Source organism: Exiguobacterium sp. AB2 (assembly GCF_000696055.1).
In the GTDB taxonomy this organism is placed as follows: Bacteria; Bacillota; Bacilli; order Exiguobacteriales; family Exiguobacteriaceae; genus Exiguobacterium; species Exiguobacterium alkaliphilum.
In genome coordinates this window covers 1-16,088 of the sequence record NZ_JNAA01000031.1, presented here as the reverse complement: position 1 = coordinate 16,088, position 16,088 = coordinate 1, and the positions used below count along the sequence as shown (strand labels likewise).

The window sequence follows — 16,088 nt, the reverse complement described above, 5'->3', positions numbered from 1 at the left end:
TACTGTTACAGCACACGAATCGCAAATAGACATCGACGTCGGGAGGCTCATATCATATGAAGGTATTAAAAGTCGGATTGCTGGCCGCCGTGCTCGCCGGGACGTGGGGCGGCATGTACTTCATCGCCGAAGAGAACGCGACGGCCGGGGCGGCGTTCGAGGCCGCGCTTGCCGAGGAGTTGAACATCCCGGTCGGCTCGTTCAACCAGAACAAGGTCCGAGGCGTCACCGCGCTCGACTTGTCCGGCTATCAGTTGACCGACTTGACCGGGCTCGAACATTTCCAGTCGCTCGAGACGCTCGACCTGTCCGGCAACCGGCTGACCGACGTGTCGGAGCTCGCCAACTTACCTCATTTGAAAGTGGTCGACTTGAGCTTCAACCGACTGACGGACGTACCGGAACTCCCGGACACGCTCGAGACGCTCAATTTAGAAGGGAACGACGTGAGCGACCTGTCGTTCTTACCGGCTTCCGAGACGCTCACGACGCTCAACATGCGTGACAACGATGTCACCTCGCTCGAGGCGCTCGAACAGACCCCGAACGTGACGCATCTGAACGTCCGTGGCAACGCCATCGAATCGATTGGACCGCTCCAAGGCCTGACGGGACTCGTCAACGTCAATCTGCGGGACAACCGCATCGCCGACTTCTCGCCGCTCGAGAATCTCGACATCTCGGAACGGCTGTACGTGACGGGGAACGCGACGCACGACTATTCGAGTCTCGACGGGATCGCCGAGCAAGTCGCCGACCGCGACTTCGAACGGTTGCCGGACCGACCAACGTTCTCGGTTGACAGCGGCATCATCGCACCCGGGACGACGCTCTCGCTCGAGGCGACGGACGGGGCCGACATCTTCTATACGACAGACGGGAGTGACCCGACACCCGAGTCGACCCGCTACATGAGCCCGATCACGCTCGACCCGTCGCTCACCGCGGACGTGCCCGTCTTATCGAACAATCGGACGGCGACGAACCGTACCCCGCCGACGTTCGAACGGGGGGCGGCCGAACGTGCCCTCGTCATCCGCGCGATTAGCGTGAAGGACGGGGCGACGAGCGCGCTTTCGACGCGGACGTATTTGCTCGACGCGGACTTGTTCACGTCGAACCTTCCCGTCGTCTCGCTGACGACCGATGCGAGGAACTTGTTCGATGAGAAAATCGGCATCTATACGCCGGGGGACGTCCCGGACGGCCCGCTCGAGATCGGGCGCGGCAACTTCTTCGAGACGGGGCGGGAGTGGGAGCGACCGGCCCACCTCGATTACTTCGAAGGCGGCGAGCACGTCTTCGGCCAAGACATCGGCATACGCATCCATGGCGGCTTCTCGCGCGGTCTCGCGCAAAAGAGTCTTCGCCTGTACGCGCGGAGCGAGTACGGGCAGAGCCGCTTCTACCACCCGTTCTTCCCCGGGAACGACGAGACGGAGTTCAACCGACTGCTCCTCCGCAATGCCGGGAACGACTGGCAAGGGGCGATGCTCCGGGACGCGTTCATGCAGGAGCTCCTCGCCGACCGTCCGCTCGACTTCCAAGACTATCAGCCGACGATCGTCCTCGTGAACGGGGAGTATTGGGGACTTCATAACTTGCGCGAGCTGTATTCACCCGACTATTTCGAAATCAAATACGATATCGACGAGACCGAGCTCGCCATCCTCGAGGCGGACCAAGACATGCCGGACGGCTTCGTCATCGAGACAGGGCAAGACGCCGATTTGATTCATTACCGGGAGATGGTCCGCTTTGCCGAGACGAACGACTTGAATGAATCCGACAAGTTCACAGAACTCGAACGGCAGATGGACGTCGACAACTTCTTGGAGTACGTCGCCTATCAGGCGTTCTACGGCAACCTCGACAGCATGTTCAACAACTACATCGTCTGGCGCAAGGCGACGGAGCTGACGGACGATGACGTCTACGGGCACGATGGGCGTTGGCGCTGGGTCGTCTTCGACCTCGACCAAGGCTTCGCCGGACGTTTGCCGCTCGAGGAGAGCATCAATTACGACATGTTCGCCTACTTGACCGGTCCTGGGCCGGAGCACGCGCTGTTCCGCTCGCTCATGGCGAGCACGGAAGGACGGGAGCGTTTCGTTGAAATCTTCAACGAGCTGCTCGCCGGGCCGTTCACACCGGAGGCGATGACGTCGAAACTGGACGAGGTCGCGAGCACGGTCGCACCGGAGATGCCGCGGCAAATCGCGCGCTGGGGGAACATCCCGTCCGTCGACGCGTGGGAGGCCGAGCTCGCCGAGATGCGTCAGTTCGCCGAGAGGCGTCCGGCCGTCATCCGAGAGCAACTGCAAGCACGTTTCGGGACCGAATGACGAGAGGCCGGTGGCAACACCGGTCTCTTGACGTGTGAGGAGGCGTAGAGACGGGTATAGACCGAAAAATGATTCCTCATTCATGTTTGGTAAAAACTAGGTGTGACAAGCCCGGATGAAGCAGGGCGGATTGTATGGTATGATGAACGCTGAAAGGAAGGTACATCTATGGAAACATTAAATATGAAACAACTTTCTGACGACCGGGCCACGTTCCAGACGGGCGGGGACCTTGAGGCGATGCGCGGCATCATGCACGATTCGTTCCGCTATGTCGATTCGAGCGGCCGTCAGTTCGATAAAGAGACGTTTTTGGACCAGTTCGTCGATCCGGCCTCGGTCCAGTGGATCGCCCAAGAGACGGTCACGTTCGACGAGACGGTGAAAGGCGACCTCGCCATCGTGCAACTGTTGCTCGAGGAGCGGTTCATCCTTGGCACGAACGCATACGAGGGGCGCTTCTGGGCGCTCCACCTGTACGTCAAAGAAGGCGACACGTGGCTCTGGCAAGGCGGTCAGGCGACGATGATTCATGAAGTTTGAGCCTTTGGCATCTCCGATTCAGGGGATGTCTTTTTTTATGTCTCCCATAGATGAAAAACATACACATAATTTAGAAATTTATGTACCTATTTTTAAAATAATCCAATATAATAAACTTATTGTCTATTGCTACATTATTTTAGGAGGAATACATTCACATGAAACAACCGAAGTACTTATCTCTCTTCCTCGCCGGGACACTCGTCGTCGGCGGCTTCAGCCCGTCATTCGTCGCGGCCGAAGGGAACACCGAGACAGTCGAGCCTGTCGAACAGACGGAAACGACAGAAACGGTCGACACGACAGAAACGCCTGAATCGACGGAGACGCCGGTCGACACGACACCGGAAGTCGAAGCTGACGTGACGGCACCGGACGCTCCAATCGTCTCGGCCGTGCTCCACACCTCGACGTCACTCACGATTAAAGGGGAAGTCGGCGCGAGAGCGGAAATCCTCGTCGCTGGGAAGACGTATGAGCGCGTCATCCGCACGAACGGCGAAGCGATTTTCACGATGTCACCGCAACCGGTCGGGCGCGTTATCGACGTCCGCTTGGTCGATGCGAGCGGAAACGTGAGCGAGACGACGACGGTCGTCGTCGCAGAAGATGAAACGGCCCGCCCGAAAGCCCCGGTCATCGGGAAAGTCGATAACTCGGCCCGTGCCATCGAAGTGAAAGGGACGCCAGGCCTCGCCGTCACGGTCACGGTCGGCGGCAGCACGTTCAACAGCTCGTTCGATGCGAACGGGAACTACCGTCGCGTCATCGCGCTCCAAAAAGTGGGCACGGTGCTCACGGCACAAGCGAAGAAACCGAACGGCGCGATCAGCGAGCTCGTCAAGTCGACGGTCGTCGCGGACACGGTCGCACCGAGCAAGGCCCGCCTCACGCAAGCCGTCACGACAGTATCGAACGGGATTGCCGGAACGGCTGAGCCGCTCGCGACGGTCATCGTGACGATTGACGGGAAAGCATACACGGCCCCGGTCATGTCGACAGGGAAGTTCGTCTTGCCAATTCCGAAACAACCGCTCGGCAAGAAGATGTCGCTCGTCGTCCGTGACGGCGCCGGCAACCGCAGCGCCGCGGAGACGCTCACGGTACAACACGCGCTCTTCAACAACTTCCACCGCGTGAACATGGACGGCTTCCGCATGACGCTCCATAAGGAAGTGTTCGCTGCAGACGGATCGGTCCGTTACAACGAGACGTTCGCGCCGCTCTTCTTCGACCGTCCGACGAAAGCCAACATGGGCTTCCTCGTCAACTACATCGCGGAAGACGGGGAGCCGCTCGAGTTCGAGAAGCTCCGCATCCGTGTCGGTTCGGCGTCGTTCGTCCACACGATCGACCCGTATGACGTTGATTACTACGAGTATGACGACGGGGCGATTGAAGAGTCGTACTTGTTCCAACCGGACGCGAAGATGATCGCCTTCATCAAGCAACACGTCCGTCCGGAGAACCGGATCGTCGTCACAATCGAGGGCTATGACTACGAAGTCGAATGGGCGCTCCTCGGTGGCGAGAAGCGTGCCTTCATCCACTCGCTTCAGTACGCTGGGTATTAATAATAGAAGAAAGTCGCAAGACGATGAGCTGTCGGCCCCGTGCCGACGGCTTTTTTTGTATGTGGACATGACGATAGAGGGCCAAAAGACATTCCCCGAAATTCAAACTAGGCGATTTGATTCATTTTTAAAAGTTTGGTCAATGTAAAATTAAGGATGATAAATTGGCTGTTTTTATGCGAAACAAATTTTAAACATGGAAATTATACTTTAATCCATTAAAAGGAATTAAATATCCTTTAAAAGTAAATAATAAAGTGAATTCAGCTGAAATGGCTTAAAAACAGCATTTTTCGACCGTTTTCGACATTTATAAAAAAGGGGAAATAGTAATTAAATAATCTCGAAAGCTCCGAAATTCAAAATCATTCCCATTTTTGCGAAAAAAAACGCTTGTGCTGTTTGGAAGCGTTATGTATATTATGGATGTAAGGTTTTCCAAGTTCATACTTGGTAAATTGTTCAAGAGTCACATCTTGAAAAATACCTACTAGTTTCGGTGAAGCTCAAGACCTAAAGGATCAGGTTGGATAAGTCGTTCGGTCGAATGGCGTATACATATGGAATCGTTTAGTGGGGGGAGCGAAGCTTGCAAGCTGGTAGCGCAAAATCGCAACATACCAAAGGGAGGATTTACACAAGATGGCAAAGAAATCATTCAAGTTAGTCAAAGCGTCAGCAGCACTCGCTGTAACGGCAGCAGCTCTTACTCCGGTAATGGCAGCAGAAGCTTCAACAGCAAAAGCAGTTGAGCTCAAAGCAGAAGTCGTACTCGGCGGCAAGTTCAAAGAGGCACTCGCTCTTAACACACCAGCTGGCGTACAAATCACATGGGGCAAGCACCTCGTGACAGCAATCAACAAGTGGCAAACAGTTACTGGTAAAGGTTCTGATGGCAAGACGTACATCAAGAAACTTTACGCTCGTAACTACCCACTCTACGTTCTTGACCAAGACCTCGGCGAAGTCGAAGCTGGTTCTGAACTCGAGAAGCCATCGATCCGCGTTATGTACCGCGATGGAAAAATCTACACACAAGCTCCTGAGCGCTACACAATGAGCTCGAACTACAACACGAAAGATGAAGGCGAGCAAAAAGTCCTCATCTCTTACAACCACAACGGTAACCGCATCACGAAGTTGCTTACTTACACAGTAGTGGCTGGCGCGGTTGAGTTTTCGGCAGTTAAGTCTGAAGTGAACGCTGATGACAAACTTGTAGTTACTGGCGAAATCGCTAAAGCAAAAGAAGATACTAAAGCTGAGTTGTTGATCTTCCCAGGTAAAGATCAATCGGCTACTCCGATTAAAGCTACTGCTTCAATCAAAGATGGTAAATTCACTGCTACATCAATCTCGCTTCCTGCAGGAACACATTCTTACAAGGTTGTTTCTGGTGAAGTTGAAACTGACGTTATGGAGTTCACTGTGGCAGCGACAGATCTTTCTGTAAAAGCTGTTAAGTCGAACCAATTAGAAGTTAAATTCAACAAGAACCTTGTAGCTGTTGATGCAAATGACTTCAAACTTGATAACGGTCGTTTCGTTACTAAAGCTGAAATCGATGCAACTGATAAAACAAAAGTACTTCTTACAACTAACGAAAACCTCATCGATGGGGAAACGTACAAATTGACTGCTAACAAGTTCGAGACTGCATTTGGCGAAGCTACTGTAGAAATCGTTAAATCTTTTGACTACAAAGTAGCAAAACCAACTTCAGTATCACTTACAAAGACTGCTTTCTTGAGTGGACAAACAGTTCTTGACTCAGTAGTGCTCAAAGATGAGAATGGTTTGTTGTTGACTGAAGAGGCTCTTGAAGATCGTGGTTATGAGTTAGAGCTTTCTTCAACTGCTGTTAGCGCTGTATTTAACTCAACTACTGGACGAGTTACTTATTCATCAACTCCTTCGCAAAACACGTTCTTCTTGGAAGTTAAAGTTTTAGATGCTCGTGGAAATGTTGTTTCGACGACGGGCGCAACTCGTGTAACAGTAGCTGATGCTAATGCATTGGTGACATTGGATGGCTTCCACATTGATTCTAACGGAGCAACTGGTGTATCTGCATACCAAACTGCCAAGCGTGCTGGAAACCTTGTATCGTCAGTTAAGCGTTCGGATGCAGGATTCCTTAACCTCTTCGTAAAAGATGCATCAGGTAACCTCACTGAAGTATCAGCTACAGGAGCTACTATCACGAACTTGACTCCTACTGTGGCGACAGTAGTTGATGCTAGTGGAAACTTTGATATCAACCAAATCTCAACTGGTACAGCTCGCGTTCAGATTAAAAAAGGAGACTTCGAGACAATCGTAGAGTTCCAAGTAGTTGCAGATTCTGCAATTGCTAACGCAACGCTTTCAGAGTCTTCAATCAACTTCGATTCAGGTACAGTTGTATCTCCTGACTCTCCAGTACTAGTTGACGTTGACTTCTTAGATCAATACAAAGCAGAATACACAGCACCTGTTGTTAACGTTGATGGGGAAGTGCGTGTAGGTTCTACTCTAGTCGGTACAATTGAATTGGCATCAAGCAACTCGCGCGTTGCATCTGCTGAATTTAATGCAGATGGAAAAATCGTTGTCTCTGAAGGTGATCGTGAAGGTAACGCCACTATCTCTGCAACGTTCAAAGATGCTTCAAACAAAGTTGTATTCACTAAGTCTATCGCAGTAAAACGCTCTGCATTTGATTCTGTAGTCGCTGGATATGATCTTGTGGTTTCCTCAACTAACAAAGCTCTTGATGCAGATGTCGATGCTGACAACGAAATCAATGACGACCGTGTAGAATTCCAAGTTATCAAACTTGATAAATTTGGAAATCGCCTTGGTGAAGAAACGGGAGCAGTACTTTCGGTTTCTTACGCTACGGCTTCACACTCAGATTACTTGACATTAGCTTCAAATACATTGTCATTCAACCCAGATGCTGCAGTGAAATTTGCTGGAGCTGGTAAAGCAACTGTACAAGCACGCGTGGGTGGAGTACTTGTTGATACAGTCTCAGTAGACTACACTAACACTGACTCTGTAGCGAAGAAGGCATCTGTCAACACAGCTACTCGTACTATCGACTTGTCAAACATTGACGGAACTACAGTTACGCTCAATGAGTTGGTATTTGGTAAATATGATTCTGTGAATGATAAATACCTCTTGAACTCGGTAGTTGGAGTTGAAGATCAGTTTGGTAAAGCAATTGACTTCAAGAAGACTAACCTCATGCAATTGGTTACAGGTGTAGATGTTGCAATTCCAAACGCTGTTGTAACTAACCTTTCAAACGTTACAGTTACAGGATCTGCTTACTCATTGACTGATGACACTAAAGCTGGTCAGTTGACAGTGGTTCTTCCACGAGTTATCACAACTGAAAACGGTGAGCTCCTTGCTGCACCGGTTTCGATGACAGTGAAGCTTGTAAAATAATTGTTGACCCTCCCTTAGGGTTAAATAGAGCAAAGTCTTCGGACGGAGCCATCTTGTAAACCGGTAGTGCCTCGGCACTGTCCGGTTTTTTTTCTATACCTTGCATAAAAAATGATTCCCCTTTTCTGAAAAACGAATTATACTTTTTTGTAATAAAAATATCATTTCCCATAATTTTAAGAAAAGAGGAAACTATACGTGAATCGAATTATCTTTTTCTTGGTACTTTTCTTGATGGTCGGCGGGCTCGCCTTGCCGAGTGCGAACGCTGCGACGAGCAGTGAGCCGCTCCCGCCCCATCAACGCATCTCCAACAGTCCTTACGTTCTTTTAAATGACGGAAAGGCGCTGTATCACACGACGACGGGTGAGCGAATCCCGCTCACCGAAGCCGTCACGTTCAACCGCTTCACCCAGGTCGACCAGTTCGTCAGCCCGGGAGGCGACTACCTCGTCTTCACCGAGCGCTGCACCGACTGCTCGTCGACGCTCTATGTCGTCGGTTTAGATGGGAAGGTCCAGATCAGCTCGTTCCCGGAATATGACCGCCTCATCGGGGCCGACATCGGCAACGGCCGTCTCTTCTGGTATCAAAACGACGGGAAGACCGTCGCGACGACGCTTGCCCGCGACGTCATCTGGGAGAAAAATCTCGGCACGTCGAACGTGTCGCTGACGGCGGACGGGAAGACGATCCTTGCGGCAGCGGATCAATTGGAACAAATCGAACACGTTTCTGCCGAGACGGGGGAGACGCGCTTCACCCGCACGCTCCCGAAACAAGACATCCTTGTCAAAAAGCCGTTGTCTTTCCAAAACATCACGATCTATACGGTGCACGCCCATAACCGGGCCCACTATATTTATAATGAAGCGACTGGCAGCGTGACGTTGACGACACGGAACGAGTCGGACACGAACTATGCGATGACGAACGGCGCGATCCATTGGTACCAAGACGGCGCGTACTCGGTGTACGACGTCGCGACAGCGGACATCAAGACGCATCCGGTCGCCGTATCGATGAACGTGTTCCCTGAACGAATCGTCTTCAGTGACGGGGAACGGATGAAGCTATCCGACTATCTTCAGCTCCCGCAGAAACTTGAGCTGTTCGTCGACCGACAAGCGAACGAGCCAGGGGATACGACGTTATACGTCAACCGATCGTATCCGATCTTCCTGAAAGAGACGCGGATCGACGGCACCGAAGGGATGATCCCGCTCGACCGCCTGACGCCGACCTACACCGATTCCGGTATTTCTTCGCCGCTTCGGACGAACTATGCGACGTCAGTGTCTTACAACATGATGTATAAAGGGGTCAAGTTCTCGGGCACGTTCCATACGAAGCGTGAAGGCACCGTCACCGTCCAACAATATGGGATGGACGGCGAGGTGATCGGCGAAGCGACACCGCGCGCCTACATCACGATTGAAGCTGTCTCGGGTGGTCAGCCGGTCACGTACACGGGCCGCGCCGATGCCGGCGGACGGTTCCATATCCAAACGGACCGATTGGTGAAAGGCACACCCCTCGTCATCTCGTCGAGCGACAGTACGACCGTCGCCTATCAAAAACGGTTCACCGTCACGGACGGGATCCCGCTCGACATGAACATCACGGTCGTCGGCGATAATGCAGAGACGGGTGTCGCCTTCAAGACGGTCCCGCACGGAAAGATCAGCCTGTTCGTGAAAGAGCGTTACCATAGCTACTACGAGACGGTCCAAGCGGATGCGTCTGGGATTTTCCGAGTGACGGACTCGGTCGACCCGCTCACGAAAGGCGTTCAGTTCTACTATCGTCCGTTCGGAGGGCCCGTCAGCAGCGAGAAAGTGCTGACGATTTTTGAACGGGCCGAGCCGGAGTTCACGTTGCGGAAGACACCGACGGCAGGCGATCTGTCAATCGGTGTCACAACGACGACGCGCCTCGTGACGACAGGTTACTACGTCAATGACAAGTTGCTCGGGACCGGCGGAAGCCTGCTCCATCTCGAGACGCCGCTTCAACCTGGGGACGTCGTCCGCGTCGTCATGCGCGCCGGTGATCGGACGAAGACGATCGAGCATCAAGTCGCTGCGATCGGACCGACGATTTTAGAAGTGACGGACGTCGCGATGACGGCGACGCACACGGTCGTCAACGTCCGTCGTGACACGCGCGCCGAGCTTCAATTCTTCATCAACGGCAAGCTGACAACGGCGACACCGGTCTCGACGACGCGGTTCACAATCCCGGCGCGACCGGGCGATATCGTCCTCGTCCGCTTGGTGCGGAACGGGCAGAAGCTCGATACGCGCCTCGCGCTCCCTCAAGTGACGTTCAGCAACATCCGCCTCCACGACGAGCAGACGACGTGGGTCGGCATGGTGCTCCCGAACAGTAACGTCACGCTCCAAAACGGGACGCGTCAAATCGCGAGCGGCAAGAGCTCGTCGACGGGACGTGTCGTCATGAGCTTGTCACCGCAACCGCTCAATGCGAAAATCACGCTCGTCAGCACGCGCGGCGTCTATCGCTTCGTGCAGACGGTGAACGTGAAGGCCGGTCTCACGCCGGTCGTGACGGTGGCCGCTCCGACGAGCACGACCCGTACGGTCACGGTCAACTCGAACGTCGACTACGGCACGGTCACGATCCATCGCGGGACGACGCTCCTCGCGACGAAGACGGTGACGTCGAAGTCGACACCGGTCGCGATCGCGGCCCAAAAGTCAGGCACGCGCCTGACAATCAAACTGACGACGCCGAAAGGGCGTACGCAGACCGTGTATGTGACGGTCCGCTAAAAAAACGCCTGTCCGAATGATTTCGGGCAGGCGTTTTCGCATAGAAAAACGAGGTGCGCGTGGCAACCTCGTGGATGTTAGTCGATGACGATCACGGACAGACAAGACGTCGCCGCCTTGAGGCAGTCGCGCTGTGAGTCGTACTTTTCTTTCATGTTCGGGAACCACTTCCAGAGCGACGCCGAATCAAAGGAATCGAGCTGTTGGAAGGGTTCGGCCAACCGGGCTTGCTTGCTGACGTGGAGGGTGAACGAGAATTCGCAAGCGGCAGACTGATGCAAATCAATCTCGGCGAGTCGTTGCAAGTTTCGTTTGTATGTGAATCGCTCAGAACAAGGAAGATACATCGTCATAACGCCACCTCTTTCTATCAGTTTCTTCCACTTCAGTATACAATTATCCCCAACACTTGTCGCATTGTTTTTTAATTATTTAGGTCATTAATTTGAATTTTTTTACTTTCAAACTTCTTTGAATTCCAGATTCATTCATGTATATAAGTAAAGTGAAACTGGCTTTCTGTTCACGGGATAGTGATGACGGCGTCATCATAGCCGTACGCTTGCAGGACGAGCTTGCGCCCGGGTACATACGACGAGGTGTAGAGGACATAGTACGGTGACCCGTTCCACGCCCCGGCTTCTGGTACGCGATACGTCGCGATCATGCGCGGATCGAAATACGTTGCGTTCGGGGCGACGGCTTGTTGGACGCTGTCCATCCAGAGACTGTCTGACGAACGGATGAGCAAGAACTCACCGGCGCGTTTCACTTCGACGCGCGGCGGGGTCTTCTTGTAAGTGGACAGCGCTTTCCCGTTGACGTGCGTCACGCGGGACTCGCGCCCGTTCACCGTCACGTCGAACGTATAGTGGTGGCGGCTCGAACCGACCAACGACACATGGCGGTACGTCCCGGATTCCTGGTACGACGCTTGTTCTGTCGCGAAATCACCATTCGTATAGGCCCCGTGATGGCGCACGACCTGATTCCCAAACGTCCGCTTGAAGGCGACGTCAATCAGTTGGCCGGAAGGGTCAATCAATCCGATGAGCTCGCGCTGGTAGTCGTCTCGCTTCGACGTATCGTAGAAAACGAGCGAACGGTCGTGACGGAGGAGCAAATCCTCGAGATGGCTTCGCTGCGTCGTCATGACATACGGCCGGTCTAACGGTCCGGGACGGAGCGCCCGGTTCACGTCATCGATGAGGCGCTGCCAGTCCGCTGCGGTTGCTAGTGAGACGCGGGTGTCATAGGCGCGGGCGTTCTTTGTCAAGGCGACCTTGTATGACGGCAACCGGTCCGCTTCGACGCCCGTCAATTTGAGCGTGCGCAACCATGACGCGACGGTATCGACGTCGACTTCCTGGTCCGTGAGGCGCATGAGCCAGGCGCTCATTTGTTGCTCGGTCGGGTTCATCCATCGGCCTCGAACCGGAACGGCCGATGGTTTCGTTCCTTTGATTAATCCGTGGGCCCCGTCTAAAATTTGATTCGGTGAGACTCCGGTGACGTGTTTGACGACGGTCGAACGGCCGAGCGTCACTTGGGCGTCGGCGAACGTCGACTCGAGGTGGTTGATCGTCCCGTTCACGTTTAACTGAGCGGTATAAGAACTAAGCGATGGATAAAAGTCGCCCATCCGTAAGACGACCCGTTCAATCGTCGCTTTTCCTGAAAGGCGCGACGTTCCGGTGATGGCGACTTGGCGGAACGTCCCGTTGAGCCGGAGGTCTGCCGTCTCAAGCGAATACGAGTTCGTACCAGCGGTCGTGACTTGCGTAACGGGACTGGCCGCGTTGATGACGATGGTTGGATGCTGATGAGAGCTCACGCTGATGACGAACGTCTCGATTCGCTCGGAGGCGGCCTTGTCGATGTCAAGCGTGAATGAACCCGGATAGAACTGGTTCGGATAGAACGCCTTGAACCCGGTGATCACATTCCCGTCCGTGACGGGGATCCCGAACACGGTCTTGAACACATGGGCGTGCTTTTTGAAGAACGGCAACAACGGTGCGTCGATTTTGTACGTCTTGCCGAGCATACTGACGATGTCGCCGCCTTTATACGTGAAGTAGCTGAACGTTCCGAAGGCGGGTGCCGGGACGACGCCTGTCACCGGTTTCGGTGCGGCGGTCTGCTTCTGGATATCCCGTTTGGCGACGAAGCCTTTCTGTTTCCCGTACTGGACGTTCGACCAGCTGCCTTTGTCAGACAGGTGCGTGACGGTCTTGCCTTTCGGGATGGTGACGAGCGTCTTCGCCTTCGTGGAGGCGGACTGTTTGAGTGCGACCTGCTTCACGGTCACGTATGGCGTCTTCGCCGAGGCGGCCGGCGGGAACGTCCCGATGACGAGGGCGAAAATCAAGGTGAATAGGATGAATCGTTTCATGAACTGGGCTCCTTTTTTCGTTTCTTTCAGTATAGCAACGCGATAACGTGAAATCCGGATTTTTTGTAAGATGATGGAAACCGATTATTTGGAAAAGGAAACTAAAAAAACGCTTCCCTTCATTTTGAAAAAGTTTCCTCTTTATCATGGTATGATGGTAAAAAAAGATAAAAGGGGTATTGGATGAATTCATTTATGAAAGGGACGCTCTTAACGACGGCGCTCGTCTTGACGGCGACGTCGGTCGGCGCAGAAGCGAGCACACGCCCATTTTTCACAGAAGTCGGGAAAGACACGGTCGTCTATCGGCTCATGCCGGACAAGTCGATGCGACCGATCGCCACCCTCACGCCGAACCAGCGCTATGACGTCGTCGGCGTCTCGGGGAGTTACTATCAAGTCGAGGTCGACGGGCGCCGCACGTACGGCTTGAAACGGGACATCCCGCTCAAGACGACGATGCTCACGAAAGCGGTCGTGGCCGACAGCCAATATGACCGCCTGCTCCATAACTACACGGCCCGCTCGGTCAAGCGCGAAGTGCCGTACTATTACGGCTTCTTGACGGAGGCGCAAGCCGTGTCTCAAGCCGACTCGGCACTAAACGGCAGTTGGCGGCTCGGGGCCGCGCCAGGGCGTCAAGCCGTGCCGGACATCGCCACGTTCGACTGGGAACGCGACATCAAAGTCGGCGACTCAACGTCGTTCATGTTCCAAGCGCAGTACTGGATGGTATTGAACCAAGTGACGATGGCGTACCACTACACGAAAGACGTCAAATACTTGGCGTACGGGAAGCAGCTCGTCGAAGGATGGGTCAAACAGTACCCGACCACGCAGTACAAGCGCTACCCGAACGCCTATCATCAACAAGGGACGGCTATCCGCACGTTCCACTTGATCAACTTCTGGAACCAATACAAGCGCTCGCGTCTGAACAATGACGCCGCGTTCAGCGCGCTCGTGCTCCGTGCCGTCGAAGGGCACGGCGACGTCTTGTCGACGCCGTCGTTCTATCGCCCGCGCCACAACCACGGCATCTTCCAAGACATGGCGCTCACCGACATCGCCGAGACGTTCCCGGAACTCGAGCGTTCTGGCGAGTGGCGCGAGCTCGCGGCCGCGCGTCTGACCGAGCAGCTCGACCATTCGCTCAGCCCGGACAACGTCCATCTCGAGCACTCGCCGGGGTATCAAGTGTACACGTATGAGATGCTGTACCGGTTTAACCGCTGGATCGAGGCGAACGGCTTCACGACGTCGCCACGACTCGAAGCGGTCGAACAGATGCCTGAGACGCTCGTCCCGCTCATCAAGCCGAACCGGACGTTGCCGCTCTTCGGGGACACGACAGGCGAACCTCGCACGGCGTCGATGATCTCGACGATGCGCGACTATCCGCACCTCTTGTTCGCGGTGACGGGTGGGAAGGAAGGTGTCCGCCCAGTCGAGCGAACGAAGCAGCTCCACACGCAATACGCCGTCCTGCGCGAGCATTGGGGAGAGACGAAACCGTTCGCGGACGCGGTCTCGCTTATGATGACGGCCGGTTTCCATAACACGGCCCACAAGCATCAGGACGATTTGAGCATCGACTTGTACGGCTACGGGCGCGACTTTATCGTCGAGACGGGCCGCTTCGGCTATACGAACTTGCCGGAACGGAATCAGGCCGTCCATGTCAACGCCCACAACACGATCAACACGGGCACGCGCCAGCTGACGCTCCATGCGAGCACGCTCGGGAAGAGCGGCATCTTGTCGGTCGAGGAGACGGACGGGTTGCAGCGGGCGACGGGCTTCAGCGAACTGATGGGGCAGGGTATCCACCATACGCGTAGCATCGCCCACGACCAAGCCGGCACGGTGCTCGTCGCCGACACGGTCCGCTCGGACTCGCGCGCCTCGTTCACGCAGCGGTTCCACCTCGGCGTCGGCTTAGAACCAATCGAGGAGAAAGACGGCGAAACGATGTTCCGCGACAAGGAAGGGCGGACGCTCCAAATGATCCAACTGCCGATCACTTCGGCTGGCGTCACACGGATCGAGCCGAGCTTCGTCGCCTATCGCGACTTCGAATGGACGCCGCGCCACCAAGTCGTCTCGACGAAGACCGGAATCGGCACGTCGTTCGTCACGTTGTTCCATATGTCGAAATCGGGCACGCGCGTGACGTTCTCACACGTGACCGAGACGGACTCGGCGTACGTCGTGTCGTACTCGCTCTCGGACGGGCGTTCGCGAACGGTCGAGATGCCGAAAGGTGAGCTCGACGTACCGGAAGAAGAGATTGAGATCGTCGAAGAGTAACGTGTAGGGAGGATGCCATTTGGCGTCCTCCTTTTTCAAAATCCAAAAGAAATAACGAAATATTTACAGAAAAGTAATTGTGTTATTTTATGAGATTGCGTATCTTTAATGATGAAGTCTGTACGGATTTTGTAATCGCTTCCATTGGCTTGATGTCAGACATCTGGCTGAAAAGTGAAATCGCGGGTATGACTTCGTTTCGGTCGACACATACATATTAAAGGAGGAATAATTGCATGTTGAATTCGAAAACACGCAAGTTTTATCAAGGGATGCTCGCGGCGACGCTCACGGCATCGGTGATCGCCCCTGCGGTCGTGACAGAGGCAGCCCCGGCAAAACAAACGGTGAAGTTGAAGGCGGCTTTCGTCGAGAACGGGGATCTCGACGCAGCGCTCGACAAGACATACCAAGGCAACAAGATCTACTGGTACAAATCGACGGTAGACATGGACAAGCTCGGTACATATCAAACGGTCAAAGGCTACATTAAGTGGAAGAACCAGCACTTCGAGAAGAAAGTGCGCGTCATCAACTATCCGAAAGCGATCATCGCACCGAAGGGTGAGTTGACGTTCAAGCACGGCGAAAAGTTGACGGGTCAACTCAACACGCTCCAAGTCCAGTTCGTCGACCGCGTCCTCCGTCAGCCGGTGAAGTGGACGAACTTGTCGACAGACAAGA

General features: G+C 54.1%; 8 protein-coding genes and 1 pseudogene. 7 read left to right on the top strand and 2 right to left on the bottom strand.

All coding sequences use genetic code 11. The annotated features are described in order from the left end of the window. Positions 1-56: 56 nt before the first annotated feature. From DI14_RS04490 to DI14_RS04470, 5 genes are all read left to right on the top strand, one after another. Complete coding sequence (locus tag DI14_RS04490; protein ID WP_034805774.1) at positions 57-2,345, top strand: CotH kinase family protein; 2,289 nt, start codon at positions 57-59, stop codon at positions 2,343-2,345. Positions 2,346-2,513: 168 nt separating this feature from the next. Beyond that, positions 2,514-2,888 (top strand): nuclear transport factor 2 family protein, encoded by a 375-nt coding sequence (locus DI14_RS04485; RefSeq protein WP_034805772.1) that lies wholly within the window; start codon positions 2,514-2,516, stop codon positions 2,886-2,888. 158 nt (positions 2,889-3,046) lie between these two features. Further along, complete coding sequence (locus tag DI14_RS04480; RefSeq protein ID WP_034805769.1) at positions 3,047-4,462, top strand: Ig-like domain-containing protein; 1,416 nt, start codon at positions 3,047-3,049, stop codon at positions 4,460-4,462. 642 nt (positions 4,463-5,104) lie between these two features. Then, entirely contained in the window at positions 5,105-7,903 is a 2,799-nt protein-coding gene (locus DI14_RS04475; protein ID WP_034805767.1) for a hypothetical protein, read from the top strand. Positions 7,904-8,101: 198 nt separating this feature from the next. Next, on the top strand, positions 8,102-10,699 hold the full coding sequence (locus DI14_RS04470; protein ID WP_034805766.1) for a hypothetical protein: 2,598 nt from the start codon (positions 8,102-8,104) through the stop codon (positions 10,697-10,699). A 77-nt stretch (positions 10,700-10,776) separates the two neighbouring features. Here the strand turns inward: DI14_RS04470 and DI14_RS04465 are convergent, their stop codons facing one another. After that, positions 10,777-11,052 carry a hypothetical protein gene (locus DI14_RS04465; RefSeq protein WP_034805764.1) on the bottom strand — a complete coding sequence of 92 codons (276 nt, stop codon included), beginning with the start codon at positions 11,050-11,052 and terminating at the stop codon, positions 10,777-10,779. Positions 11,053-11,222: 170 nt separating this feature from the next. Further along, complete coding sequence (locus DI14_RS14980) at positions 11,223-13,094, bottom strand: hypothetical protein (RefSeq protein WP_051622566.1); 1,872 nt, start codon at positions 13,092-13,094, stop codon at positions 11,223-11,225. A 183-nt stretch (positions 13,095-13,277) separates the two neighbouring features. Between DI14_RS14980 and DI14_RS04455 the strand changes: the two genes are divergently transcribed. Both DI14_RS04455 and DI14_RS04450 read left to right on the top strand, forming a co-directional pair. Next, positions 13,278-15,404: a heparinase II/III family protein gene (locus tag DI14_RS04455; RefSeq protein WP_051622564.1), complete on the top strand. Its 2,127-nt coding sequence runs from the start codon at positions 13,278-13,280 to the stop codon at positions 15,402-15,404. Between the two features lie 236 nt (positions 15,405-15,640). Next, a pseudogene (locus tag DI14_RS04450) lies at positions 15,641-16,088 on the top strand (bifunctional metallophosphatase/5'-nucleotidase); the annotation flags it as partial.

Excerpts from the sequence above, each read along its gene's own strand:
- DI14_RS04455 (WP_051622564.1), top strand. The coding sequence starts at position 13,278 with ATGAATTCATTTATGAAAGGGACGCTCTTAACGACGGCGCTCGTCTTG.
- DI14_RS04485 (WP_034805772.1), top strand. The coding sequence starts at position 2,514 with ATGGAAACATTAAATATGAAACAACTTTCTGACGACCGGGCCACGTTC.
- DI14_RS04490 (WP_034805774.1), top strand. The coding sequence starts at position 57 with ATGAAGGTATTAAAAGTCGGATTGCTGGCCGCCGTGCTCGCCGGGACG.
- DI14_RS14980 (WP_051622566.1), bottom strand. The coding sequence starts at position 13,094 with ATGAAACGATTCATCCTATTCACCTTGATTTTCGCCCTCGTCATCGGG.
- DI14_RS04465 (WP_034805764.1), bottom strand. The coding sequence starts at position 11,052 with ATGACGATGTATCTTCCTTGTTCTGAGCGATTCACATACAAACGAAAC.
- DI14_RS04480 (WP_034805769.1), top strand. The coding sequence starts at position 3,047 with ATGAAACAACCGAAGTACTTATCTCTCTTCCTCGCCGGGACACTCGTC.
- DI14_RS04475 (WP_034805767.1), top strand. The coding sequence starts at position 5,105 with ATGGCAAAGAAATCATTCAAGTTAGTCAAAGCGTCAGCAGCACTCGCT.